At 71.4% G+C, this 23,245-nt stretch carries 24 protein-coding genes; 17 read left to right on the top strand and 7 right to left on the bottom strand.

Features of this window, described 5'->3' with window-relative positions; genetic code table 11:
- The first annotated feature begins 48 nt into the window (after positions 1 to 48).
- The 9 genes from sufD to VB059_RS05320 all read left to right on the top strand — a co-directional run bounded on the left by sufD (position 49) and on the right by VB059_RS05320 (position 10,194).
- On the top strand, positions 49 to 1,224 hold the full coding sequence (gene sufD / locus VB059_RS05360) for a Fe-S cluster assembly protein SufD (RefSeq protein ID WP_323420989.1): 1,176 nt from the start codon (positions 49 to 51) through the stop codon (positions 1,222 to 1,224).
- Between the two features lie 99 nt (positions 1,225 to 1,323).
- Complete coding sequence (gene sufC / locus VB059_RS05355) at positions 1,324 to 2,091, top strand: Fe-S cluster assembly ATPase SufC (protein ID WP_323420988.1); 768 nt, start codon at positions 1,324 to 1,326, stop codon at positions 2,089 to 2,091.
- Complete coding sequence (locus VB059_RS05350; protein ID WP_323420987.1) at positions 2,084 to 3,394, top strand: cysteine desulfurase; 1,311 nt, start codon at positions 2,084 to 2,086, stop codon at positions 3,392 to 3,394. Before sufC ends, VB059_RS05350 begins: the two co-directional genes overlap by 8 nt.
- The gene (sufU, locus tag VB059_RS05345) at positions 3,391 to 3,948 is read left to right on the top strand and encodes a Fe-S cluster assembly sulfur transfer protein SufU (RefSeq protein ID WP_416339504.1); all 558 of its coding nucleotides are present in this window, start codon (positions 3,391 to 3,393) and stop codon (positions 3,946 to 3,948) included. The genes VB059_RS05350 and sufU overlap by 4 nt, the downstream gene beginning before the upstream one ends.
- Positions 3,949 to 3,995: 47 nt before the next feature.
- On the top strand, positions 3,996 to 4,346 hold the full coding sequence (locus VB059_RS05340; protein WP_323421022.1) for a metal-sulfur cluster assembly factor: 351 nt from the start codon (positions 3,996 to 3,998) through the stop codon (positions 4,344 to 4,346).
- A gap of 15 nt (positions 4,347 to 4,361) precedes the next feature.
- Positions 4,362 to 5,705, top strand: coding sequence for an acyltransferase (locus VB059_RS05335; RefSeq protein WP_323420986.1), 1,344 nt, complete (start codon positions 4,362 to 4,364; stop codon positions 5,703 to 5,705).
- A gap of 9 nt (positions 5,706 to 5,714) precedes the next feature.
- Positions 5,715 to 7,316: a ribosomal protection-like ABC-F family protein gene (gene abc-f, locus VB059_RS05330; RefSeq protein ID WP_323420985.1), complete on the top strand. Its 1,602-nt coding sequence runs from the start codon at positions 5,715 to 5,717 to the stop codon at positions 7,314 to 7,316.
- Positions 7,317 to 7,549: 233 nt separating this feature from the next.
- Positions 7,550 to 8,311: a helix-turn-helix domain-containing protein gene (locus VB059_RS05325; protein ID WP_323420984.1), complete on the top strand. Its 762-nt coding sequence runs from the start codon at positions 7,550 to 7,552 to the stop codon at positions 8,309 to 8,311.
- 2 nt (positions 8,312 to 8,313) lie between these two features.
- Complete coding sequence (locus VB059_RS05320) at positions 8,314 to 10,194, top strand: ABC transporter ATP-binding protein (RefSeq protein ID WP_323421021.1); 1,881 nt, start codon at positions 8,314 to 8,316, stop codon at positions 10,192 to 10,194.
- 93 nt (positions 10,195 to 10,287) lie between these two features.
- Here the strand turns inward: VB059_RS05320 and VB059_RS05315 are convergent, their stop codons facing one another.
- The 3 genes from VB059_RS05315 to VB059_RS05305 all read right to left on the bottom strand — a co-directional run bounded on the left by VB059_RS05315 (position 10,288) and on the right by VB059_RS05305 (position 12,590).
- Positions 10,288 to 11,151 (bottom strand): putative RNA methyltransferase, encoded by an 864-nt coding sequence (locus VB059_RS05315; protein ID WP_323420983.1) that lies wholly within the window; start codon positions 11,149 to 11,151, stop codon positions 10,288 to 10,290.
- Positions 11,152 to 11,159: 8 nt separating this feature from the next.
- Entirely contained in the window at positions 11,160 to 12,116 is a 957-nt protein-coding gene (locus VB059_RS05310; RefSeq protein WP_323420982.1) for an SURF1 family protein, read from the bottom strand.
- 153 nt (positions 12,117 to 12,269) lie between these two features.
- Complete coding sequence (locus VB059_RS05305; protein ID WP_323420981.1) at positions 12,270 to 12,590, bottom strand: DUF6457 domain-containing protein; 321 nt, start codon at positions 12,588 to 12,590, stop codon at positions 12,270 to 12,272.
- 105 nt (positions 12,591 to 12,695) lie between these two features.
- On the opposite strand from VB059_RS05305, the gene moaA reads away from it, so the two are divergent.
- Positions 12,696 to 13,721 carry a GTP 3',8-cyclase MoaA gene (gene moaA, locus VB059_RS05300; RefSeq protein ID WP_323420980.1) on the top strand — a complete coding sequence of 342 codons (1,026 nt, stop codon included), beginning with the start codon at positions 12,696 to 12,698 and terminating at the stop codon, positions 13,719 to 13,721.
- Here the strand turns inward: moaA and VB059_RS05295 are convergent, their stop codons facing one another.
- Positions 13,722 to 14,150: a DUF3099 domain-containing protein gene (locus tag VB059_RS05295; RefSeq protein ID WP_323420979.1), complete on the bottom strand. Its 429-nt coding sequence runs from the start codon at positions 14,148 to 14,150 to the stop codon at positions 13,722 to 13,724.
- A 152-nt stretch (positions 14,151 to 14,302) separates the two neighbouring features.
- Between VB059_RS05295 and fabG the strand changes: the two genes are divergently transcribed.
- Both fabG and fabI read left to right on the top strand, forming a co-directional pair.
- Positions 14,303 to 15,034 carry a 3-oxoacyl-[acyl-carrier-protein] reductase gene (gene fabG / locus VB059_RS05290; protein ID WP_323420978.1) on the top strand — a complete coding sequence of 244 codons (732 nt, stop codon included), beginning with the start codon at positions 14,303 to 14,305 and terminating at the stop codon, positions 15,032 to 15,034.
- 22 nt (positions 15,035 to 15,056) lie between these two features.
- Positions 15,057 to 15,827: an enoyl-ACP reductase FabI gene (gene fabI / locus VB059_RS05285; RefSeq protein ID WP_323420977.1), complete on the top strand. Its 771-nt coding sequence runs from the start codon at positions 15,057 to 15,059 to the stop codon at positions 15,825 to 15,827.
- Positions 15,828 to 16,007: 180 nt separating this feature from the next.
- On the opposite strand, the gene VB059_RS05280 is transcribed toward fabI, so the two are convergent.
- Positions 16,008 to 16,748, bottom strand: coding sequence for a hypothetical protein (locus VB059_RS05280; protein ID WP_323420976.1), 741 nt, complete (start codon positions 16,746 to 16,748; stop codon positions 16,008 to 16,010).
- Between the two features lie 299 nt (positions 16,749 to 17,047).
- Here VB059_RS05280 and VB059_RS05275 point away from each other — a divergent pair, with 299 nt between their 5' ends.
- The 3 genes from VB059_RS05275 (at position 17,048) to VB059_RS05265 (ending at position 19,130) form a co-directional block, all read left to right on the top strand.
- The gene (locus VB059_RS05275) at positions 17,048 to 17,830 is read left to right on the top strand and encodes an ABC transporter ATP-binding protein (protein ID WP_323420975.1); all 783 of its coding nucleotides are present in this window, start codon (positions 17,048 to 17,050) and stop codon (positions 17,828 to 17,830) included.
- Positions 17,831 to 18,073 (top strand): hypothetical protein, encoded by a 243-nt coding sequence (locus tag VB059_RS05270; protein WP_323420974.1) that lies wholly within the window; start codon positions 17,831 to 17,833, stop codon positions 18,071 to 18,073. It begins immediately after the preceding gene.
- Between the two features lie 208 nt (positions 18,074 to 18,281).
- Positions 18,282 to 19,130: an RNA methyltransferase gene (locus VB059_RS05265; protein WP_323420973.1), complete on the top strand. Its 849-nt coding sequence runs from the start codon at positions 18,282 to 18,284 to the stop codon at positions 19,128 to 19,130.
- A 140-nt stretch (positions 19,131 to 19,270) separates the two neighbouring features.
- On the opposite strand, the gene def is transcribed toward VB059_RS05265, so the two are convergent.
- Positions 19,271 to 19,858 (bottom strand): peptide deformylase, encoded by a 588-nt coding sequence (gene def / locus VB059_RS05260; RefSeq protein ID WP_416339503.1) that lies wholly within the window; start codon positions 19,856 to 19,858, stop codon positions 19,271 to 19,273.
- 109 nt (positions 19,859 to 19,967) lie between these two features.
- On the opposite strand from def, the gene VB059_RS05255 reads away from it, so the two are divergent.
- Positions 19,968 to 20,915 carry a tyrosine recombinase XerC gene (locus VB059_RS05255; protein WP_323420972.1) on the top strand — a complete coding sequence of 316 codons (948 nt, stop codon included), beginning with the start codon at positions 19,968 to 19,970 and terminating at the stop codon, positions 20,913 to 20,915.
- A gap of 53 nt (positions 20,916 to 20,968) precedes the next feature.
- On the opposite strand, the gene VB059_RS05250 is transcribed toward VB059_RS05255, so the two are convergent.
- Complete coding sequence (locus VB059_RS05250) at positions 20,969 to 21,991, bottom strand: peptidoglycan DD-metalloendopeptidase family protein (RefSeq protein WP_323420971.1); 1,023 nt, start codon at positions 21,989 to 21,991, stop codon at positions 20,969 to 20,971.
- Between the two features lie 418 nt (positions 21,992 to 22,409).
- Between VB059_RS05250 and rpsB the strand changes: the two genes are divergently transcribed.
- Positions 22,410 to 23,245 (top strand): 30S ribosomal protein S2 (rpsB, locus tag VB059_RS05245; RefSeq protein ID WP_323420970.1); only part of this gene is annotated, 836 nt, incomplete at its 3' end.

Here is a 23,245-nt window from a genome sequence, read left to right as displayed (position 1 = left end):
GATACCGCTTCCACCCCAGGCCTGTCCACCGCGCCGTCCACCGGTGCCGTGGCCCCTGCCCAGCGCATCCCCAGCCTGCCGAAGATCGCCTCCCACCTGCACGCCACTCCGTCCTGGGACGTCGCTGACTTCCCCGTCCCCCGGGGGCGCGAGGAGATCTGGCGGTTCACGCCGCTGAAGCGGCTGCGGGGCCTGCTGGAAGCCGGTGCCACCGGCGACCGGCTGCGCTGGGAGACCAGCCTGCCCCAGGGGGTCACCCTCACCCGGATCAGCAGTGCGGAGGCCCGGGCCCTGGGCGGTCGCGCCCCGATGGACCGGCTCGCGGTCCTCGCGGCGGCGAACGCCGACGGTGCCGTCCGGGTCGACATCCCGGCGGAGACCGAGTCGGCCGAGCCGGTCATCCTCACCCTCACCGGAGAGGGCGCCGACACCGTCGTCCACGAGCACGTCGTCATCACGGTCGGCCACCACGCCACGGCGACCATCGCCCTGGAGCATTTCGGCTCGGCGACGTACGACGCGTACGTGTCCGTCCTGGTCGGCGAGGGCGCCACGGTCAACCTCGTGGAGCTGCAGCTGTGGGACGAGGACGCCGTGCACACGGGGCAGACCTCGGTGCAGGTCGGCCGGGACGCCTCGGTGCGGGCCGTCACCGCCACCCTCGGCGGCGACCTGGTCCGGCTCACCCAGACCACCGACTACGCCGGGGTGGGCGGCGAGCTGCACCAGTACGGCATCTACTTCGCCGACGCCGGCCAGCACCTCGAGCACCGCCTGCTGGTCGACCACGCCACCCCCAAGTCGGTCTCCCGGGTGGACTACCGCGGGGCGCTGCAGGGCAAGGACGCCCACACCGTCTGGATCGGTGACGTGCTGATCCGCAAGACGGCCGAGGGCATCGACACGTACGAGTCGGACCGCAACCTGGTCCTCACCGATGGCTGCCGCGCCGACGCCGTGCCGAACCTGGAGATCGAGACCGGCGAGATCGGCGGCGCCGGGCACTCCGCCACCACCGGCCGGTTCGACGACGAGCACCTGTTCTACCTGCAGAGCCGGGGGATCCCGGAGGCGGAGGCACGACGCCTGGTGGTGTTCGGTTTCTTCACCGAGATCATCAACAAGATCGGCGTCCCCGACATCGAGCAGCGCCTGCTGGCCGCCGTCACCGAGGAGCTCTCGGCCACCGTCGGTGCCGACCCGGCCTCGGCGCCCACCGCCTGATCGGCCCCCAGCCCCTGATCGACATGCACAACCCGGTCGACGTCCCCGCCTGATCGACCCCCTCGTCCCGACTTCATTCCCACACAGGAGAACCCACCCATGGCAACCCTCGAGATCCACGACCTGCACGTCCAGGTGGAGACCGACAACGGCCCGAAGCCCATCCTCAAGGGCGTCGACCTCACTATCCGCTCCGGCCAGACGCACGCGATCATGGGCCCGAACGGCTCCGGCAAGTCGACCCTGGCCTACACGCTGGCCGGGCACCCGAAGTACACCGTCACGGCCGGCACCGTCACCCTCGACGGTGCGGACATCCTCGCGATGACCACCGACGAGCGGGCCCGGGCCGGCCTGTTCCTCGCCATGCAGTACCCCGTCGAGGTGCCCGGTGTCTCCGTCGCCAACTTCCTGCGCACCGCCAAGACCGCCGTCGACGGTCAGGCGCCGAAGATCCGCACCTGGACCAAGCAGGTCACCGAGGCGCTGGGCCGGATGGACCTCGACCCCAGCTTCGCGCAGCGGTCGGTCAACGAGGGCTTCTCCGGCGGTGAGAAGAAGCGCCACGAGATCGCCCAGCTGGAGCTGCTCAACCCGAAGGTCGCGATCCTCGACGAGACCGACTCCGGCCTCGACATCGACGCCCTGCGGGTCGTCTCCGAGGGCGTCAACCGGTTCGTCGGGCAGGGCGACCGCGGCGTGCTGCTGATCACCCACTACACGCGGATCCTGCGCTACATCAAGCCTGACGTCGTGCATGTCTTCGTCGACGGCCACATGATCACCCAGGGCGGCCCCGAGCTGGCCGAGGAGCTGGAGGCGGAAGGCTACGACAAGTACGTGAAGGCGGCCCGCGTCGATGCCTGACACCCTGATGTCCACCGGCGGTGCGGTGGTCGACGGGTACGACGTCGATGCCGTACGCCGGGACTTCCCGGCCCTGGCGCGCACCGTCGGCGACCACCCGCTGGTCTACCTGGACTCGGCGAACACCTCGCAGAAGCCCCGCCAGGTGATCGAGGCGCTGACCGACTTCTACGCCCACCACAACGCCAACGTGGCCCGTGCCATGCACATGCTCGGCGCGGAGGCGACGGCGGCGTACGAGGGCGCGCGGGCGAAGATCGCCACCTTCATCGGGGCCGCCGAGGCCCGCGAGGTGATCTTCACCAAGAACGCGTCCGAGGCACTCAACCTTGCCGCGCACACCCTCGGGTCCCGTCTCGGTCCCGGCGACGAGGTGGTGATCTCCGTGATGGAGCACCACTCCGACATCGTGCCGTGGCAGCTCGTCTGCCAGCGCACCGGTGCCACCCTGCGCTGGTTCGACGTGACCGAGGAGGGCCGCCTCGACCTGGTGAAGGCCGAGGCCGAGGGCCTGGTCAACGAACGCACCAAGGTCGTCGCGATCACCCGCCAGTCGAACGTGCTCGGCACCATCAACCCGGTGGTCACGATCGCCCGGATGGCGCACGCCGTCGGCGCCGTGCTCGTCGTCGATGCGTCCCAGTCGGTGCCGCAGATGCCGACCGACGTCGCCGGGTGGGAGGCTGATCTGGTCGCCTTCACCGGCCACAAGATGGTCGGCCCGACCGGTCTGGGCGTGCTGTGGGGCCGCTACGACCTGCTCGAGCAGCTGCCGCCGTTCCTCGGTGGCGGCGAGATGATCGAGGTTGTCCGGATGGAGGGGTCGACGTACGCCCCGCCGCCGTACCGGTTCGAGGCGGGCACCCCGCCGATCGCCGAGACGGTGATGCTGGCGGCCGCGATCGACTACCTGAACGGCATCGGGATGGACCGGATCGCCGCCCACGAGCAGCGGATCACCGCGTACGCCCTCGGCCGGCTGGCCGACGTGCAGGGGCTGCGGATCCTCGGGCCGACCGAGGCGGTCGACCGGGGCGGTGCGATCTCGTTCAGCCTCGAGGGCGTCCATCCGCACGACGTGATGACGATGCTCGACTCCCGTGGCGTCGCCGTCCGCGGTGGGCATCACTGCGCCCGGCCGTTGCACGACCGGTTCGGGGTGCAGTCCTCGACCCGGGCGTCGTTCTATCTGTACACCACCGAGGCGGAGGTGGATGCGCTGGCGGAGGCCCTCGACTACACGCGGGACTTCTTCACCCGTCCCCGGACGTCGACGCACGGTCGCCGCAGGAGGGCCGGATGAACGTCGAGGAGATGTACCAGGAGATCATCCTGGACCACTACAAGGAGAAGCACCACAGCGGCCTGCGCGATCCGTACGCCGCCGAGGTGCACCACGTCAACCCGAGCTGCGGTGACGAGATCACCCTGCGGGTCGCCCTCGACGGCGACACCATCGCCGACGTGTCGTACGACGGCGAGGGCTGCTCGATCTCCCAGGCGTCCACCTCCGTGATGACCGATCTGGTGATCGGGCGCAGCGTCGAGGCCTCACAGGTGTTGTACGCACACTTCAAGGAGATGATGGAGTCGCAGGGCCGGATCGAGCCCGACGAGGACGAGTTCGAGGACGGCATCGCCTTCGCCGGGGTGTCCCGGTTCCCGGCCCGGGTCAAGTGCGCACTGCTCAGCTGGTCGGCGCTGCGGGACGCCCTGATGCGGGCCACGTCCACGACCGGATCCGCCACGACCGGACCCGCCACCGTGGCAGCTGCGACGACCGCACCCGACACGGGCCCAGCCGCCACGACCGGACCCGCCACCACAGCCCCCGCCCCGAAGGAGGACCTGGCATGACCGAATACGTCGAGCGCCCCGCAGACATGGTGCGGGACCGCGAACTCATGGGCGACGCCCCCGCCACGATCGGGGCCTCCGGGGCTTCCCGGTTGTCAGAGGACGAGGTGCTCGAGGCGCTGAAGGACGTCGTCGACCCCGAACTCGGCATCAACGTCGTCGACCTGGGCCTGATCTACGGGGTGCACGTGGAGGAGGACTCCAGCGTCGTCGTCGACATGACACTGACCAGTGCCGCGTGCCCCCTGACCGATATGATCGAGGACCAGGCGGACGCTGCCCTGGAGGGGTTGGTCAACGGCCTGCACATCAACTGGGTGTGGATGCCGCCGTGGACGGCCGCGAAGATCACCGACGACGGCCGCGACCAGCTGCGGGCGATGGGTTTCAACGTCTGACCTGACAGGAGAGAGATGACCGACCGGCGGCCGCGTAACGTCCCAGTGGATCTGGCGCGGGCGTTGGCCATCCTGATCGTCGTCTGGTTCCACCTGTCGTACTTCCAGCTCGTCCTGACGATGGCGCCCGATCGGGCGCCCCACCTCACCCTGACGATGCGCTCGGTCGGGCCGGCCGGGTGGGTGGGCAGCTGGTTCCTCCAGGTGATGCCGCTGTTCTTCGTCGCCGGAGGCTTCGCCAACACCCAGGTCGTCGACCGGGTCGTCCGGGAGGGCCGTACGTACGGCGGCTACCTCGCCGAGCGGGCCCATCGGCTGATCGGGCCGCTGACGGTCTACATCGGCTTCGTGACGATCACCGCGACCGTCCTGGGCTGGACCGGGCACCTGGCCACGGCGCTGTACCTGAGCCGGATGGCCACCCAGGTGCTGTGGTTCATCTCCGCGTACCTGGTCATCGTGCTGGTCGCCCCGCTGATGGTCCGGGCCCACGACCGCTGGGGCCTGCGGGTCCCGATCGTCCTGCTGGCCCTGTGCCTGCTGGTGGACGCCGCCGGCATGCTCACCCGGAACGCGGAGATCCGGGACCTCAACCAGCAGTTCGTCTGGCTGTTCGCGCACCAGTTGGGCATCGGCTACGCGCGCGGCTGGCTGCACCGCGGGCCCGTACGCCGCAGTGTGATCACTTTCGTCGCCGCCGCCGTGGGGATCGTCGCCCTGCTGTACCTGGCCCCGTACCCACGCGCCGCCGTCGGAGTGGGCGACCAGGACACCTCCAACCTGTTGCCGCCCACCACCCCGATGGCCCTGCTCGCACTCGCCGAGTTCGCCCTGCTCGCGCTGTCCGAGCGGTATTTCGGCGAGCGACTGCGCCGCGTCGCCGGACTCCAGAAGGTGCTCGGGGTGGTCAACGCGCTGGCCATGACGATCTACCTGTGGCACATCCCGATCATCGCGCTGGCGGTGGCGATCCTGCTGGTGCCGAGCCTGGTGGTGGGGCACCCGGTCCCGTACCTGCTCACCACGCCGATGTACTGGCTGGTCTCCGTCCCGCTGTTGGTCCTCCTGGTGCCGCTGATCGGCCGGGTCGAACGCTCGCTCATCCCACCGCTGGGCCAGCGCCAGTCGGGACGCCTGGCGTTCTACGGCACGATCCTGCTCTTCATCGGTCTGGAGGTCATCCGACGCAACGGGATGATGCTGCACCCGCAGGCGCCCGCCGCCACCCTCGGCACGCTGTTGTTCATGGTGGGGGCCTGGTCGGTCCGGCTGGGGAGTGACCTGCCGGCGAGCCGCCGGGAACTGCTCCACCCCGGTGGGCGTCGGCGCGAGGCGGGGAACCCTGGCGGACGGGCATAGGATGGCGCGGTGCTGATAGCCCGCGATCTCGAAGTCCGTGCCGGAGCCCGTCTTCTCCTCGAGCCCGTCTCCTTCCAGGTCACGCCGGGCGACAAAATCGGTCTGGTCGGCCGCAACGGCGCCGGCAAGACCACGATGACGAAGATCCTGGCCGGCGACTCGCTGCCCGCGGGCGGAGAGATCCAGCGCACCGGCCAGATCGGCTACCTTCCTCAGGACCCGCGCTCCGGTGACCCCGAGGAGCTGGTCCGTGACCGCATCCTCGGCGCCCGCGGGCTCGACCACATCCTGCGCCGGATGAAGGCGGCCGAGGTGGCGATGGCCGAGGCGACCGAGGACGACGTCCGCGACGCGGCGATGGCCACGTACGCGAAGACCGAGACCCAGTTCCTCACTGCCGGCGGCTACGCGGCAGAGTCGGAGGCGCACCGGATCGCGGCGAACCTGGCGCTGCCCGACCGGGTGCTCGGCCAGCAGCTGAAGACCCTCTCCGGCGGTCAGCGCCGGCGTGTCGAGCTGGCCCGCATCCTGTTCTCCAACGCCGACACCCTGCTGCTCGACGAGCCGACCAACCATCTCGACGCAGACTCCATCGTCTGGCTGCGCGGCTTCCTGCAGAGCTATTCCGGCGCGCTGCTGATGATCTCCCACGACACCGACCTGCTCGGCGCGACGGTCAACAAGGTCTTCCATCTCGACGCCAACCGGGCCGTCCTCGACGTCTATGCGATGGACTGGAAGCGCTACCTGACCCAGCGGGCCGCCGACGAGGCCCGCCGCAAGCGCGAGCGACACAACGCCGAGCGCAAGGCCGACCAGCTGATGGCGCAGGCCGACAAGATGCGGGCCAAGGCGACGAAGGCCGTCGCCGCGCAGAACATGGCCCGGCGCGCCGAGAAGCTGCTGGCCGGTCTGGAGGAGGAACGGCAGTCCGACCGGGTGGCGAAGATCCGTTTCCCGGAGCCGGCGCCCTGCGGCAAGACCCCGATCCGCGCCGAGAACCTGTCCAAGTCGTACGGCTCCCTGGAGGTCTTCACCGGCGTCGACCTGGCCATCGACAAGGGCTCCCAGGTCGTCATCCTCGGTCTCAACGGCGCCGGCAAGACCACCCTGCTGCGGATGCTGGCCGGGCTCGAGGAGCCCGACACCGGCGAGGTGATCCTCGGCCACGGCGCCCGCGTCGGCTACTATGCGCAGGAGCACGAGACCATCGACGTGTCCCGGACCGTGCTGGAGAACATGGTCTCCGCCTCCCCGGACCTGAACAACACCGAGGTGCGCAAGATCCTCGGGTCGTTCCTGTTCACCGGTGACGACGTCGAGAAGCGGGCCGGGGTGCTGTCCGGCGGCGAGAAGACCCGCCTGGCCCTGGCGATGCTGGTGGTCTCCGCGGCCAACGTCCTGCTGCTCGACGAGCCGACCAACAACCTCGACCCCGCCTCCCGGGCCGAGGTGCTGAACGCGATCAACACCTACGCCGGGGCGATCGTGCTGGTCACCCACGACGAAGGGGCGGTCGAGGCGCTCGAACCGGACCGGGTGCTGTTGCTGCCCGACGGTGACGAGGACCTGTGGAGCCCCGAGTACGCCGAGCTGATCTCGCTGGCCTGATCCGGCCGACCGGTACGCCGCCGTACGCCATCCGGTCGTGCGTCATCTGGTCGTGCGGTACGCCGCCGTACGCCATCCGCCGTCATCCGGTCTGCGTCATCCGTCGTCCGGTGCCCGATGCACGCCACCGACGCCCTCGACGCCCGACCGCTTCGTGTGACACCGACGGGGTCCGATGCGGGCCGAGGAGGGCGGGCCCGCGACCCCGGGCCGTACTGGGGCTCGCTGCTAGCATGGGCGTCTGGTCTGACGAGGCGGGAGACGGAATGGTACCGGGCGCCAAGGGGTCGCGCATGACGGGCGAGGAGCGCGAGCGGCTGATGCTCGCGTTCGTGCGGCGGTACCGCGCGGGAGAGACCGTCGAGGCCCTCGCCGCGGCCGCCGGACGTCCCGAGGCATTCGTCGAAGGGCTGCTGAGGGAGGCCGGGGTCGCGCTGCGCCGCGGCCGGCCTACGCCGTCCCCGATGCCCGACGGATCGGCCCCCGGCATGCCTGTTCCCGAGCCCGCTGTCCTCCCGCCGATGGTCGGGGCCGTCGGCGTGGTGCCGGTCACCGGCACCGCCGGCGTGGAGTCGGCTTCGGGAGCCGACGGTGTCGAGTTGGCCACGGATATCGACGGCCTGGAGTTGGCATCAGGCATCGCCGGTGTCGAGTCGGCTTCGGGCATCGCCGGTGTCGAGGCTTCTGTGGGCATTGCTCGCGTCGAGCCGGCCTCGGGCACGGTCCCGACCGGCCAGGACGGGACCCGTGACCTGGATTGGTCCCCGCCGCCGCTGACCGACTGGGGCCTGCCCACGCCGCCGCTCAAGGTGCTGGTGAAGAGGAAGCCCAAGGCCCGCGAGAAGGCGCTGGCGGCGGCCACCGCCCGTCGCAAGCGCGAGGCGAGCCCCGACCATGACGGCACGGGCGCGCCCGGTGCGTCCTTCGCCGGAAAGAAGGCGGCGGGCGGCAAGAAGAAGTCCCGCAAGAAGCCGAAGAAGTCCGGGCACCGGTGAGCATGTCGTCCCCCATCCACGTCATGCGGCAGATGACCAAGGGTGGTCCACTCGGTGACCAGAAGCTGTCGAAGGGCACGTTCCGGCGCGTGGTGGCGTACGCACGGCCGTTCTGGGGCCTGATCGGCGTGTTCGTCGCGGTCGTCATCGTCCAGGCCGGCCTCGCGGTGGCGCCACCGCTGCTGTTCCGGGAGATCATCGACCGCGGCGTGCTCGGCCGCGACCGGCAGGTCGTGGTGACGATGGCCCTGGTGGTGGCGGGCATCGCCGTCACCAATGCGGTCGTCGGGCTGCTGCAGCGCTGGTGTTCCTCGAAGATCGGCGAGGGCCTGATCTACAACCTGCGTACGGCTGTCTTCGACCATGTCTCCGGCATGCCGATCGCGTTCTTCACCCGGACCCAGACCGGCAAGCTGGTCTCCCGGCTGAACTCCGACGTCATCGGGGCCCAGCGGGCGTTCACCTCCACCCTCTCGGGAGCGGTGTCGAACATCTTCGGGTTGATCCTCACCCTGGCCGCCATGCTCGCGCTGAGCTGGCAGTTGACGGTCGGGGCGCTGGTCCTACTGCCTGTCTTCGTCATCCCGGCGCGGATGGTCGGGCGCAAGCTGGCCGATCTCACCCGCCAGCAGATGAGCGACAACGCCGAGATGTCCGCGACGATGACCGAGCGGTTCTCCGTTTCCGGTGCGCTGCTGGTCAAGCTGTTCGGGCGCCCCACCGAGGAACACGACCGGTTCGCCGCCCGGGCGGCCGACGTCCGTGATGTGTCGGTGGCGATGGCGATGAACGGGCGGTTCTTCATCACCTCGCTGACCCTTGTCGCGGCGCTCGCCACCGCGCTGGTGTACGGCGTCGGCGGCCTGATGGCGGTCGACGGTGCCCTGACCGTCGGCACCCTCACCGCGTTGGCCGGGCTGTTGACCCAGCTCTACGGTCCGCTGACCGCGCTGACGAACATCCGGATCGATGTGATGGGGGCCCTGGTCTCCTTCGAGCGGGTCTTCGAGATCCTCGACCTGCGCCCGGCGATCGCCGAGAAGCCGGGCGCCGTCCCGCTCAGTGGTGAGGCCTCGGTGGAGTTCGACGACGTCCGGTTCGCCTACCCGCGGGCGGAGGAGGTCTCGCTCGCCTCGTTGGAGTCGGTCGCCGTGCCGGAGCACACGCCGGGCGAGCCGGTGCTGAAGGGGATCAGCTTCCGGGTGGCTCCGGGCAGCACCACCGCCGTCGTCGGGCACTCGGGGTCCGGTAAGACCACCCTGACCCACCTGATCGCCCGGTTGTACGACGTGACCGGGGGAGCGGTCCGGATCGGCGGCACCGACGTGCGTGACCTGCGCATCGCCGCCCTGCAGGACGCCGTGGGCTACGTCACCCAGGACGCCCACATGTTCCACGACACCGTCCGGGAGAACCTGCGCTACGCCCGCCCGACGGCGACCGACGCCGAGCTGTGGCAGGTGCTCGAGGCGGCCCACATCGCCGACCTGGTCCGCCAGCTCCCCGACGGCCTCGACACCCTGGTGGGGGAGCGCGGCTACCGCCTCTCCGGCGGCGAACGCCAGCGGCTGGCCATCGCCCGGCTGCTGCTCAAGGCGCCCCCCATCGTCGTCCTCGACGAGGCCACGGCCCACCTCGACTCCGACTCCGAGGCCGCGGTGCAGCGTGCCCTCGACGCGGCGATGGAACACCGGACGAGCCTGGTGGTGGCCCACCGGCTGTCCACGATCCGCAACGCCGACGAGATCCTCGTGGTCGAGGACGGACGGATCGTCGAGCGGGGCACTCACGCCGAACTGCTGGGCCTCGACGGGACGTACGCCGAGCTCTACCGCACCCAGTTCGCCGAGCCGGACCACCGCGCCGGCTCCGCCACAGTCTGAGCGGGCTCGGTCCGGTCGGCCGCCTCGGGAAGGCCTCCGATCGGGCTGATGGGTCCCGCCTGTGCTGTGCAGTCCGGGCTTGTGCCGTGCTGTTCAGGCCCGGGTGAACTCCCAGAGTCGTACGGCCACCTCGACCTCGGACGGTGCGCCGGCCGCAGGATCCGGCCCCTCGGCGGCTCCGGCCCGCTGCTCGGAGCGCCGGTGGAACGCATTCGGGCCCATCCCGACCAGATCGGCCACCGCCGCGGGCGTGAGCCGCAGCGTGAAGCGGATGTCCGTGCTGTCGGCCGCGACCAGATGTCCGGACATCCGCGCCAGCAGGTGGGCCTCCTTGTCCTCCTCGATGTCGAGCAGACCAAGGGTGGAGCGCAGCCCGGCGAGGTGGTCGGGCAGGGGGGCGACCACGAGCGCCCGGCCGTGCGGGGCGAGGACCCGGGCGAACTCCGCCGGGTTGCGCGGCGCGAAGACCGCCAGCAGCACGTCGATGCTGCCGGTGCGGACGGGCAGACCGGCCCAGGTGTCGGCGACGACGGCGCCGATCCGGGGGTGGGCCCGGGCAGCCCGTCGGGCGGCGGCGGGGGAGATGTCCAGGGCGAGACCGCGGTCCCGGTCGGTGAGACAGCCGGCGAGGTAGTAGCCGGTGCCGGCACCGGCCTCCAGCATCGTCAACGATCCGGCCGACACGTCCGGTGACGGTTGCCGGGCCGCCGTACGCACCGCCTCTCGGATCGGGGCGTACGCCCCCGACCCGAGGAACCGTTCGCGCGCCGCCACCATCCCGGCGGTGTCGGCGTGCCGCGGGACCCCACCCGGCAACAGATTGACGTAGCCCTGCTTCGCGAGGTCGAAGCTGTGCCCACGCGGGCAGCGCACCGTACGTCCCTGCAGTGCCAGGCCGTGCACATCCGCAGCCCGACACTGCGGGCAGAGCAGCAGGTCGGCGACGTCGGCCAGCACAGCGGGCCTCAGCGGGTGGTGTCGGAGACGGGCCGTCCGACCGCCGGCGGTGCCGCTCTGTCGGTGGCCGGCCGGCCGGTGACCGTCCCGCTGGTGGCGGTCCGGTCGGCGTCCGCCCCGTCGGTGCTCGTCGCTCCGGCGTCCCGGGCACCGGTGAGCTCTGCGCTGTCGTCGCCCGTGCTGTCGACCGCGCCGTCTGCGGCCACGTCATCGGCGGCCTTCGTGCGGCGCTTCCGCCGGCCGGTGACGATCTCGCGGGCGTCCTTGCCGATCAGGATGAACGTGCCGCCGATGCCGATCGCCGCGAAGCAGAACCACTGGATGGCGTAGGAGAGGTGCGGCCCCTCACTCAGTTCGGGAAGGGCCACCGGGACAAGGCCGTCGGACGGGGCCGGGGTGATCGAGGTGGCATTGAGGTAGCCGTCGACCAGCGGGCGCCCCGACCAGGTGGCGATGGCTGCCGGGTTGACCAGCCGGGTCGAGCCCTCGGTCGGCACGATGGCGTTCTGCGGCCCGGGCTCGTCGGCGCTGACGTAGCCCTCCACGGTCACCGGGCCGGTCGGTGGGGCGGGGATCGCGGAGGCGGCGGGCAGCGGCCCGTTCGACGGCCGCGGTGCGAAGCCACGATCGACCAGGACCCACCCGCCGGAGGCGGTCTGCAGTGGCACGACCACCTCGTAGCCGGTGTCGCCGTTGTTGGTGCGGTAGCGCACCTGCACCTGGTGAGCCGGGTCGAAGGTGCCCTCCACCCGTACCTTCCGGTACTGCTTGTCGGCCGTGATCTCGCGGCCGAACACCTCGTCGAAGGACGCCACCGGCTCCTGTTGCTGGGCGACGATCGTCGCGTTGCGCGCACGCTTCTCGGCCAGTCGGCGCAGCTGCCAGTCGCCGAGCTGGATGAAGGCGGTCACCAGGACGACGGCGAAGATGACCAGTGCGACCCAGCGCTTCCAGTACGTGCCCACCCCCCGAGAGTAGCCGTGCCCACCGACGCGGCCGCCCCGCGTCCCGTGGCATGACGCTGAGGGACCTGCCGGGCAGCCCGGGAGGCTCTGCAGAGTCTCAGGACTGGTGCAGACCGACGGGCTCAGGGGTAGTGCAGACCGGCAGGCTCAGGACTACTGCAGATCGGCGTCGAGGTCCGCGGCGTCGGCATCGCCGTCGGCCGACTCGTCGGTCTCGGCCGTACGGTCGTCGAGGCTGAGCACCAGGGCGGTCGTCTGCGCCGCGACCTTGCCCAGGCTCCCGCCCCGGCCGACCGCCACACCGACCAGGAACAGGGTGAGCGGGGACGCGGCACGTTCCACCTGGTGCGACGCGTCGCGGGCGAGGTCGAGGATGGTCAGGATGTCGTCCTTGCTCAACTCGAAGTCATCGGTGTCGATGTGATGGGCCAGGATGTCGATCCAATCCTTGAGGCTCGCCCACTCCTCCGTCATCGTTCTCCTCCAGCCGGGTCGGTGTGTCTCGATCATGGCATGGCGTTCCGGGGAGTCGTCGACGGGGGTGGCTCACCCCTGGGGGGTCTGGCCTACACTCCACTCATGCCTCGGCACGGGAACGTACGGACCATCCTGCCGCTGGCGGACGCCTACGGGCGGGTCGCCACAGACCTCCGGGTGTCCCTCACCGACCGCTGCAACCTGCGATGCACCTATTGCATGCCGCCCGAGGGGCTGGACTGGATGCCGGACGACCGGCTGCTCACCAACGAGGAGCTCGTCCGCCTGGTCCGGATCGGGGTGGAGCGGCTCGGGATCAGCAGCGTACGGCTCACCGGCGGTGAGCCATTGCTGCGCCGGGACCTGTCGCTGATCATCGCCGCGATCGCGGAGCTGTCGCCGCGCCCCGTCATCGCGCTGACCACCAACGGGATCGGTCTCGCCTCGCGGGCCGAGGATCTGCGGGCCGCCGGCCTGGACCGGATCAACGTCTCGCTCGACACCCTCGACCCGGAGCGTTTCCGCACTCTGACCCGCCGCCGGCGCCATGCCGACGTCCTCAGCGGGATCCGCGCGGCGAAGCAGGCGGGCCTGGAACCGGTGAAGATCAACTCGGTGCTGATGCGGGGCATCAACGACGACGAGGCGCCGGCTCTGGTCGAATGGGCCGGACGGGAGGGCGTCGAGCTGCGGTTCATCGAGCAGATGCCGCTGGACGCCCAGCACGGGTGGCGCCGCGACCGGATGGTCACCGCCGACGAGGTCCTCGCGTCCCTGGCGGGACATGCGCTGCACCCGGTCGCCGCCGAGGGACGGGCCCGGGGCAGCGCCCCCTCGGAGCTGTTCCGCGTCGGGGACACCGAGCAGTTGGTGGGCATCATCGCGTCGGTGTCGCGGCCGTTCTGCGGGGCCTGCGACCGGGTCCGGCTGACCGCCGACGGCCAGGTCCGCAACTGCCTGTTCTCCCGCACCGAGGACGACCTGCGCTCGGCGTTGCGCGCGGGCGCCGGCGACGAGGAGATCGCCGAGCAGTGGGCCCGGGCGGTCGCCGGCAAGCATCCCGGCCACGGGATCAACGACCCCAGCTTCCTGCAGCCCGACCGGCCGATGTCGGCGATCGGGGGCTGATCACTTCCCGGGAGCCCCCGCGTCGGGGGAGTCCGTGCCCTTGTCGTCCTTGTTGTCCTGGTCGGAGCCGGGGGCGGGTTCGGACTCGCCGGGGATGATCACCGGCGGCGCGGCGTCGGGACCCTCCAGCGCCGCGTGCCCGGGTTCCTCGGGCGGCACGTCCGGCAGCTGCTGGCCCTTGTTGAGGCGCAGGTCCACCGCGTTGGCGATGACGACGGCGATGGCGGGCAGGAAGGCGGCGCCGGCCACGGCGATCCATCGCCACACCCCGTGCAGGAAGACCGCAGCGATGAAGCAGATCACCCGCAACGACATCATCGCCAGGTATTCCATCTGACGACGGTTGAGATCTTCCTCGGGGTTGCGTGGGGCGCTGGTGATCAGCGGGGGATGGTGCTTCCCCGGCCGTCGGCCCGCTGACCTTGCCACCCGGCCACTATACGGCCGCGGAACCGGCCGTCGAGGGTCGTACGCAGCGGGCCGGAACGCCGCCGCGTGGGGGTCCGTACGCGCCGCCGGCCGCGTCCCGGACGGACGGGCGTCGACCGGCCGCCCGCGCCCCTGCTGCTAGCGTGTGGCCGGTGAGCACTGCATCTGAGGCCCCCGCCGTGGGCCGCGTCGCCCTCGTCACGGGCGGCAATCGCGGCATCGGGCGCGCCATCGCCGCCCGCCTGGTCGCCGAGGGTTACCGCGTCGCCGCGACGTCGCGCAGCGGGGAAGTGCCGGAGGGCGTCCTCGGCGTGCCCTGCGACATCACTGACCAGGAGCAGGTCGAGGCTGCCTTCGCCACCGTGGAGAAGGAGCTGGGCCCCGTCGAGGTGCTGGTGGCCAACGCCGGCATCACCCGCGACACGCTGCTGATGCGGATGCGGGACGACGACTGGGACGCGGTCATCGACACCAATCTCACCGGGACCTTCCGCGTCGTCCGCCGGGCCGCCCGCGGCATGATGAAGGCCCGGTTCGGGCGGATCGTGCTGATCTCGTCGGTGGTCGGCCTGATCGGCAGCGCCGGGCAGGTCAACTACGCCGCCTCGAAGTCGGGCCTGATCGGGATGGCCCGCTCGGTCGCGCGGGAGCTCGGCTCCCGCGGCGTGACGGCCAATGTCGTCGCCCCCGGTTTCATCCGCACCGACATGACGGCGGGGCTGGGTGAGGACCTGGTCGCGAAGTACAGCGGGCAGATCCCGGTCGGCCACCTCGGTGAGGTCGACGACATCGCCAACGCCGTCGCCTTCCTGGCGGCCGACGCGGCGGGTTACATCTCCGGTGCCGTGCTGCCCGTCGACGGTGGCCTCGGCATGGGTCACTGAGCCACAGCAGAAGGAGCACAGCATGGGAATCCTCGAGGGCAAGAACATCCTCGTCACCGGCGTGACGATGAACACCTCCATCGCCTACAAGGTGGCGGAGATCGCCCAGGCGGAGGGGGCGACGGTGATCGTCTCCAACTTCGGGCGCGCGATGAGCCTCACCCGCCGCGTCGTCCAGAAGCTCGACCCGGTGCCGCCGGTGCTGGAGCTCAACGCCACCGATGCCGAACAGCTCGACGGTCTCGCCGATGTCCTGCGTGAGCACGTCGACCGGATCGACGGCATCGTGCACGCCATCGCGTACGCGAACCCGCAGACCGCCCTCGGCGGTGGCTTCATGACCACCGGCTGGGACGACGTCGCGACCGCCCTGCAGACCTCCTCCTACTCGCTGGTCTCGCTGGTCCGCGCCTGCAAGCCGCTGATCACCGGCCCGGCCAGCGTCGTCGGCCTCACCTTCGACGGCTCCGTCGCCTGGCCCACGTACGACTGGATGGGCGTCGCCAAGGCCGCCCTCGAGGCCGCGAGCCGTTACATGGCCCGCTACGTCGGTGCGGACGGCATCCGGACCAACATGGTCTCGGCGGGCCCGATCGACACCCTCGCCAAGAAGGCCATCCCCGGCGGGTCCGAGTTCAACGACGTTTGGGCGGACCGGGCACCGCTCGGTTGGGATCCCACCGACGCGACGGCCACCGCCAAGGCCGTGGTCGCGCTGCTGTCCGACTGGTTCCCGATGACCACCGGTGAGGTCATCCACGTCGACGGTGGGCTGCACGCGACCGGCGCCTGATCCGTCCGGTCATTGCATCCTCCGGCCGTCCCGCTCGCTGCGGGGCGGCCGGAGTCGTCATTTCTGCAGGTGGTCCGGGTGCCGGGGCCGTGGCCGGGCCATCGGACCGGCGAGGCACCCGGGTCGGGCGGCACCCGGGTCGAGCGAGGCACCCGGTCGGGTGCGGGCGGTCGCGTGGGTTCAGGACGGTGGCCAGGCGCAGGAGGCTTCCAGGTTGTCCAGGGCCGCGTTGAGCAGGGCCCGCAGTGCCCGGGCCCGGACCTCGACCGCATGGGCGTGCAGCAGGCCGGACTCGTCGGCCAGCCCGGCCTCGCAGGCCTCGACCAGCCGGAGCGCCCGGGCGGCCGCCTGGCGCTGACGACTCGGGTAGTCCGGGGGGAGCACCGGGCCGTCGCCCTCGGGTCGGCGACCGGAGGCCATGCCCAGCTGGTCCAGTTCACGGGTGGCCGCGTGCATCGCCTCGGTGAGGGCGTGTTCCGCCTCGACCGAGGAGACCGGTGAGAAGGGACGCTCGGCGGGCAGGATCTGCCACTGGATGGCGGGCCCCACTCGGACGGGGACCCAGGCCGCACCGCCGGCGCGGGGGATCACCGCGGCACCGGCCGCCAGCGCCGCCCGGGTCAATGGCATTGGGCCACGCAGCGGGCCGAGTCTGCCGGGACGCGGCAGGGCGAGGATCCAGTCCTCCGGGCAGTGGACCAGGGCGGCGCGCATGGCCTCGTCGAGGGGGCTCGATCCCTCGTCGGTCAGCCCGAGCAGCGCATCGGGGTCGCTGACGTGGTGCGCGGCATCGGCGCCCCGGACGGTCCGGGCGGCCACCTCGACGCTCGGCACCGAGCGCCCGGCATCTGCCGCCGGAGACGATCCGTGGCGCAGCACGTTCAGATACGTCACCAGGCGGATCGCGGCGAGCAAGGTCACGTCGTCAACCGTACGTCACCGGTGCCTGACCGCTGCACGTCGTGGGCGTGCGAGCGCGCGCCTGCTGCGCCCGCCGGCTGTACGTCTGCGCCGCCGACCGTGGGGTGAACGGCACTTGTCGGGCGCACGGCTACGGCGCCCGCTGGGCGAACGTCTGCGGCGTCCGCGCGAGCGGTCGACCGGTCCGGCGGGTCACCGGGAACGGCGGTCGCGACCGGGAGCGGTGGGTAGGGAAAGGGGCCCGCCCGTGCGGCGAGCCAGGTGCGCGGGGCGCGGCTCGGGCATGTAGGTTCAGGGCCATGGTCGCTGTGGTGGATCTGGTCGATGTGAGTGTCAGGCGGGGAGACACCGTGATGCTCGAGGGCATCAACTGGCAGGTCGGGGAGTCGGACCGCTGGGTGGTCCTCGGCGCCAACGGCGCCGGCAAGACCACCCTGCTGCGGCTGCTGACCGGCGACCTCTACCCGACCACCGGGATGGCCGGGGTCCTCGACGAGGTGCTCGGGGCGGTGAACATCTTCGACCTGCGCCCGCGCATCGGCCTGGTCTCCCAGACCTTCCAGGAACGCGTGCCGCGCGGTGAGACGGTCCACGACCTGGTGGTGTCCGCGGCGTACGCGGTGGTCGGACGCTGGCATGAGGAGTACGAGAGCTTCGACCACGAGCGGGCCGACGCCCTGCTCGACCGGTTCGGGATGCTGGCGCTGCGGGACCGTACGTTCGGCACGCTCAGCTCGGGGGAGCGCAAGCGCGTCGAGATCGCCCGTGGCCTGATGGTCGACCCGGAGCTGCTCCTGCTCGACGAGCCGGCCTCCGGGCTCGACCTCGGCGGCAGGGAGAAGCTGGTGACCCTGCTGGGCCACCTCGCCGCCGACCCGGCGGCACCCGCCAGCGTCATGGTGACCCACCATGTGGAGGAGATCCCGCCGGGCATCACCCACGCCATGCTGCTGAAGAAGGGACGGATCGTCGCCAGCGGCCCGGCCCGCGAGGTGCTCACCGAGCCGCTGATGAGCGAGACGTTCGACCTGCCCCTGCGGCTGATCATGAGCCAGGGGCGATTCACTGCGAGGGCACGCTAGATGTCGATGCATCTGCAGGACTGGTTCTACCTGAACATGTGGGCGCTGTGGATCACCGGGGTGATCCTCGCGCTGACGATCGAGCTGCTCCAGCGCGACCGCCGCGCCTTGGCCTGCGCCGCCGGCTGCGCCATCGCAGCCGTGGTGTCGGCCGTCGCCCCCGCCACCTGGTGGCTGCCCTGGCTGGTGGCGATCCTGGCCGTCTGGACGTTCTGGATGGTGCTCCGCCCGCGTCGGTCCTGAGCGCGGCACAGATCAGTCCTGGTCAGCGGTCCTGGGCCACCCGGTCGGGCGCGTGGTGCGGACCGGTCCTGGGCCACCGGTCCTGGGTCACCGGTGCTGCTCATCGGTCCTGATCACTGTCCGGATCGGCGGTGCTGACCTCCGGTCGGGACGGCCACCCGCAGGACGCGTCCTCGTCCGGCGGTGATCACGGGGCAGACTGGGAGGGATGTCAACCTCAGCGCTCACCCTGATCACGATCACCGATCCCCACGACGACCGCGTCGCCGACTACGTCCGGCTGCGCGACGTCTCGCTGCGCCGCTCGCTCGAGGCCGAGCACGGACTGTTCATCGCCGAGGGGGAGAAGGTGATCCGCCGGGCGCTCGAGGCGGGCTACCCGCCGCGGTCGTTCCTGCTCGCGCCTCGCTGGATCGACTCACTGTCCGACGTCCTCGGCCAGCATCCGGGCGTGCCGATCTACGTCGTCACCGAACAGATGGCCGAAGAGATCACCGGGTTCCACGTGCACCGCGGTGCACTGGGGTCGATGCGGCGACAGTCCGGCCGGGCGATGGCAGACCTGCTCGGTCTGCAACGCCTGGTGGTGTGCGAGGACATCGTCGACCACACGAACGTCGGCGCCATCCTGCGCTCGGCGGCGGGGATGGGCTGGGACGGCTGCCTGCTCGCTCCCCGGGCAGCGGATCCCCTCTACCGGCGCGCCGTCAAGGTGTCGATGGGGGCGGTGTTCTCCCTGCCGTGGGCCCGGATCGAGTCCTGGGCCGACGCGGTCCCGACTCTGCGGGACGCCGGATACCTCACCCTGGCGATGGCTCTCAGCGACGACTCACGACCGCTGCCGGACGTCGCGCGGGGGCTGGCTGCGGACCGGAAGGTCGCGATCCTGCTCGGGACCGAGGGCGGCGGGCTGTCCCGGCGCTGGATGGAGCAGGCCGACATTGTCGTCCGCATCCCGATGGGTCACGGCATCGACTCGCTCAACGTCGCGGCGGCCTCGGCCGTGGCCTGCTACGCCCTGGGCCCCGCCGGGCGGAGCGGAGTCGCTGTCGGGTAGGCCGGAGTCGCTTCGGGTGGGGCGGAGTCGCTTCGGGCAGACCCGAGCCGCCGCCATCGGGTCGGCGGTCGGCTGACCGGCCGGGGCCCCGTCGTACGTCGGGGACGATTCGAGCAGGCCGTACGTCAGAGACGATCTGGTCAGGCCGAGGTGCGCTTCGGGGTGACGGGCCAGTCCTCCGGGTAGAGGTGGGCCAGTGCGTCGTGGGCCTGGTAGAGCTTCTTGCGTGTCCGGGTCGACAACCGGTCGCCGAACACCATGCCGTGGAGATGGTCGGTCTCGTGCTGCAGGCACCGCGCCAGCAGCCCGGTGCCGTGGATCTCGATCGGGTTGCCGTCGGCGTCCTGTCCGCGGCAGATCGAGTGGTCGGTCCGGGCGAGTGGCGCATACCCGCCGGGCAGCGACAGGCAGCCTTCATCGGCGGACTCCAGCACCCGGTCGCGGCCCTCGGGCAGCTCGACCACGGGATTGCAGACCACGCCCACCTGCGAGTGGTTGTCGCCGTCCGGGCAGTCGTACACGAAAACCGCCAGGTCGATCCCCACCTGGGTCGCCGCCAGGCCGACGCCCTGCGCCGCCTCCATGGTGGCGAACATGTCGCGCACCAGCGTCCGCAGCTCGTCGTTGAACTCGGTCACCGGTCGGGTCGGGGCGTGCATCACCGGCGTCCCCCAGCGGGTGATGGGGCGGACCGTGCCGCCAGTGGTGAGCTCGCCGAGGCTCGTCATGCTGCGTCCTGTCTCTCGGAGGGGCGTTTCTGAAGATTGCGGACCCCACTCTAGGCGTGTCGGCGTGGCACGCTTGCACCGGAACGTGACCCGGCGGAAGGTGCGGTGCATGGGGACAGGCAGCGGCGGTGAGCCTGCGCAGCGACTGCCCGCTGACCTGCAGGCCGCCCTCAGGGCCTATCGCAGCCATCTCGAGGGGGAACGCCACGTCGCGGCCAACACCGTCCGCGCCTACCTCGGTGACCTGACCGAGCTCTTCGGGCATGTCGCCGTGCACGGGGTCGTCACCCCTGCCGAGATCACGATTGCCGATCTGCGCGGCTGGCTCGCCGCCCAGCAGGCCACCGGTGCGTCCCGCGGGACCCTGAGCCGGCGGGCCTCGGCCGTCCGGGGTTTCTTCGCCTGGGCCCGCCGCGACGGGCTGGTGCCGGTCGATCCGAGCCTGCGGCTGGCGTCGCCGAAGGCGGCCCGGCCGTTGCCCGTCACCCTCGACCAGCAACAGGCCGCCGCCCTGATGGACGAGGCTCGGCTCCGGGCGGCCGAGCAGCCCGGTCCACTGGGCCTGCGCGATGTCGCCGTCCTCGAGATGCTGTACGGGGCCGGATTGCGCGTCTCGGAACTCTGCGACCTCGACACGACCTCGCTCGACCGTGACCGGCGACTGGTACGCGTCCATGGCAAGGGGGACAAGGACCGGATGGTGCCGATGGGTCGGCCTGCCGTGGACGCCGTCGACGGCTGGCTCGCCCGGCGCCCGGAACTGGCCGCCGCCTCGAGCGGCCACGCGCTGTTCCTCGGTGCCCGCGGGGCCCGGATCGACCCGCGGGTCGTCCGGCGTCTGGTGCATCGTCACCTCGGCCTGGTGACCGGTGCACCCGACCTCGGCCCCCACGGGCTGCGCCACGCCATGGCCACCCATCTGCTCGAGGGCGGGGCCGATCTGCGCAGCGTCCAGGAGATGCTCGGGCACGCCTCGCTGGCCACGACGCAGATCTACACCCACGTGACGGCGGACCGACTGCAGCAGGCGTTCCGCCAGGCCCACCCCCGGGCCTGACCCACGTCGTCCCATCCCGGCAGCTCTGTCCCGGCCGCCACGCCCCACCCGCCTCATCCCAGCCTCGTGGGGTCGATCAGCACCCCGTCCTGCCAGGCCATCAGGTGCAGATGACAGCCCGTCGACAGACCGGTGGAACCGACCGCCCCGACCACCTGCCCCCGCTGCACGGTCGCGCCGACACCCACCCCGTACCCTCGGGCGTGGTTCATCGAGGTGACCAAGTGGTGCCCGCCGACGGTGCCGTGGTCGATCCGCAGCCGCCAGCCGTAGGCGGGATGCAGGACCACCTCGGTCACGGTGCCGGCGAGTGGCGCCCGGATGGGGGCGCCACAGGGGGCGCCGTGGTCCACGCCGTCGTGCAGCTTGCGGACGCCCGTGACGGGGTGCACCCGCATTCCGAACGGGGAGGTCACCGGCCCGGCGACAGGCGCCGACCAGCCACCCCCACCGGTGGCCGCCGGCACCGCGCCGGAGCCGGCCGCCCCGGCGGCCGCGATCGCCCTTTCCATCGCCTCCCGGCGTGCTGTTGTCACCTCGTCGGCGCCGACCAGCCGGACCGGCGGTCCACCGGGGACGACGGGCAGCAGCAGCGGGTCCAGGTACTCCTGGCCGCGCCGCAGGCCCCAGTGCAGACAGGTCGCCGGGGCGCAGCTCGGGTGACCTGCCTGCAGGGTCCCGAGCACCTCACCGGTGGCGACCGACTGCCCGACCCGGACCGCGGCGTCCACCGGCTCGTACGTCGTCCGGGTGGCGCCGTGGTCGACCACCACGACGCCACGCCCGGCCAGGTCCCCGGCGTACGTGATCGTCCCGGCTGCGGCCGCGAGCACGGGTGCGCCCACCGCCGCGGCGAGGTCGATCCCGCGGTGCCCGGGCAACCAGGGGTCCGGCGGAGGGCTGAAGGGGCGCAGCAACGGGCCGGGGACGGGCAGGACACCGGCGGGCACACCGTCAGGGCCCGACCGGATCGGCACAGCGGCCGCCGGGCGGGCCGGACCGGTGAGGAGCCCGGCCCCGGCGAGCAGGGAACCGAGCAGCGCCAGCACGAGGCCGCGGGGCAGGAGTCGTCTCACGTCAGGAAGACTGGGACGCGCGAGCCGGGCGCCGTCGCCGGCCCCCGAATCTGTGCACAAGAGATCCGGGATCGGGCAGCCTGTGGACGGACGTGGCGGAGAACCGACGCAGTGGAGGGCCGACGCTGGGGAGGGCCGACGCAGTGGAAGGCCAACGCCGGGGAGCACCGCGCGCTGCGGGGCGTACGGGCCCGACTGGCATCGTTCCCGGGGCCGCCCTAGACTGTCCGGAGCACCTCGAACCATTCGGGGTGACTTCGCATGCAGTCCCGCCGGTCGGATCCACGCCTCGACGTGGGCGGACCGGGCGTCCCGTACGGTCCCTTGTGGGTGAGGACGTGACTGCATCAGGCGGTGCCGAGAGTCGGTACCGGAGAACCGTCGGGCGCTTCTGCGCGCCCACGAGGAGGAAACGGCCATGGCCGTCGTGACTGCCCGCGAGCTGCTCGAGAACGGTGTCCACTTCGGGCACCAGACCCGTCGTTGGAACCCGAAGATGAAGCGCTTCATCTTCAACGAGCGCAACGGCATCTACATCATCGATCTGCAGCAGTCGCTCAAGTACATCGACAAGGCGTACGCCTTCGTCAAGGGGACCGTCGCCCGCGGCGGTCAGGTGCTGTTCGTCGGCACCAAGAAGCAGGCCCAGGAGGCCATCGCCCAGCAGGCCACCCGGGTCGGCATGCCGTACGTGAACCAGCGCTGGCTGGGTGGCATGCTCACCAACTTCCAGACCATCTCCAAGCGGATCTCCCGGATGAAGGAGCTGGAGGCGATGGACTTCGACAAGGTGCAGGGCTCCGGCCTCACCAAGAAGGAGCTCCTCGGCCTGTCCCGCGAGAAGGACAAGCTGGCCAAGGACCTGGGCGGCATCCGCGACATGACCCGCACCCCGCAGGCCGTCTGGATCGTCGACACCAAGAAGGAGCACCTCGGCGTCGACGAGGCGCGCAAGCTGCGCATCCCGATCGTGGCGATCCTCGACACCAACTGCGATCCCGATGAGGTCGACTACGCCATCCCCGGCAACGACGACTCCATCCGGTCCGTCTCCCTGCTCACCCGGGTGATCGCCGACGCCGTGGCCGACGGTCTGATGTCGCGCTCCGCCGGTGAGACCACCGCCACCACGGCCGCAGAGCCGATGGCCGAGTGGGAAAAGGAGCTTCTCAACGCCGGGGCCGAGGAGGCCGCCAAGGCCGAGGCTGCTCCCGCCGCCCCGGCCGCTCCCGCCGCCCCGGCCGCCCCGGCCGC

The sequence above is a fragment of the Raineyella sp. genome (genome assembly GCF_034933565.1).
In the GTDB taxonomy this organism is placed as follows: Bacteria; Actinomycetota; Actinomycetes; order Propionibacteriales; family Propionibacteriaceae; genus Raineyella.
This window is presented reverse-complemented; position numbering and strand designations above follow the sequence as displayed.

Bases quoted from the DNA above. Each gene is read 5' to 3' on its own strand.
- sufC (WP_323420988.1), top strand. From the start codon at position 1,324: ATGGCAACCCTCGAGATCCACGACCTGCACGTCCAGGTGGAGACCGAC.
- VB059_RS05350 (WP_323420987.1), top strand. From the start codon at position 2,084: ATGCCTGACACCCTGATGTCCACCGGCGGTGCGGTGGTCGACGGGTAC.
- sufU (WP_416339504.1), top strand. From the start codon at position 3,391: ATGAACGTCGAGGAGATGTACCAGGAGATCATCCTGGACCACTACAAG.
- VB059_RS05340 (WP_323421022.1), top strand. From the start codon at position 3,996: ATGGGCGACGCCCCCGCCACGATCGGGGCCTCCGGGGCTTCCCGGTTG.
- VB059_RS05335 (WP_323420986.1), top strand. From the start codon at position 4,362: ATGACCGACCGGCGGCCGCGTAACGTCCCAGTGGATCTGGCGCGGGCG.
- VB059_RS05325 (WP_323420984.1), top strand. From the start codon at position 7,550: ATGGGCGTCTGGTCTGACGAGGCGGGAGACGGAATGGTACCGGGCGCC.
- VB059_RS05320 (WP_323421021.1), top strand. From the start codon at position 8,314: ATGTCGTCCCCCATCCACGTCATGCGGCAGATGACCAAGGGTGGTCCA.
- VB059_RS05305 (WP_323420981.1), bottom strand. From the start codon at position 12,590: ATGACGGAGGAGTGGGCGAGCCTCAAGGATTGGATCGACATCCTGGCC.
- moaA (WP_323420980.1), top strand. From the start codon at position 12,696: ATGCCTCGGCACGGGAACGTACGGACCATCCTGCCGCTGGCGGACGCC.
- fabI (WP_323420977.1), top strand. From the start codon at position 15,057: ATGGGAATCCTCGAGGGCAAGAACATCCTCGTCACCGGCGTGACGATG.
- VB059_RS05275 (WP_323420975.1), top strand. From the start codon at position 17,048: ATGGTCGCTGTGGTGGATCTGGTCGATGTGAGTGTCAGGCGGGGAGAC.
- VB059_RS05270 (WP_323420974.1), top strand. From the start codon at position 17,831: ATGTCGATGCATCTGCAGGACTGGTTCTACCTGAACATGTGGGCGCTG.
- VB059_RS05265 (WP_323420973.1), top strand. From the start codon at position 18,282: ATGTCAACCTCAGCGCTCACCCTGATCACGATCACCGATCCCCACGAC.
- def (WP_416339503.1), bottom strand. From the start codon at position 19,858: ATGACGAGCCTCGGCGAGCTCACCACTGGCGGCACGGTCCGCCCCATC.
- VB059_RS05255 (WP_323420972.1), top strand. From the start codon at position 19,968: ATGGGGACAGGCAGCGGCGGTGAGCCTGCGCAGCGACTGCCCGCTGAC.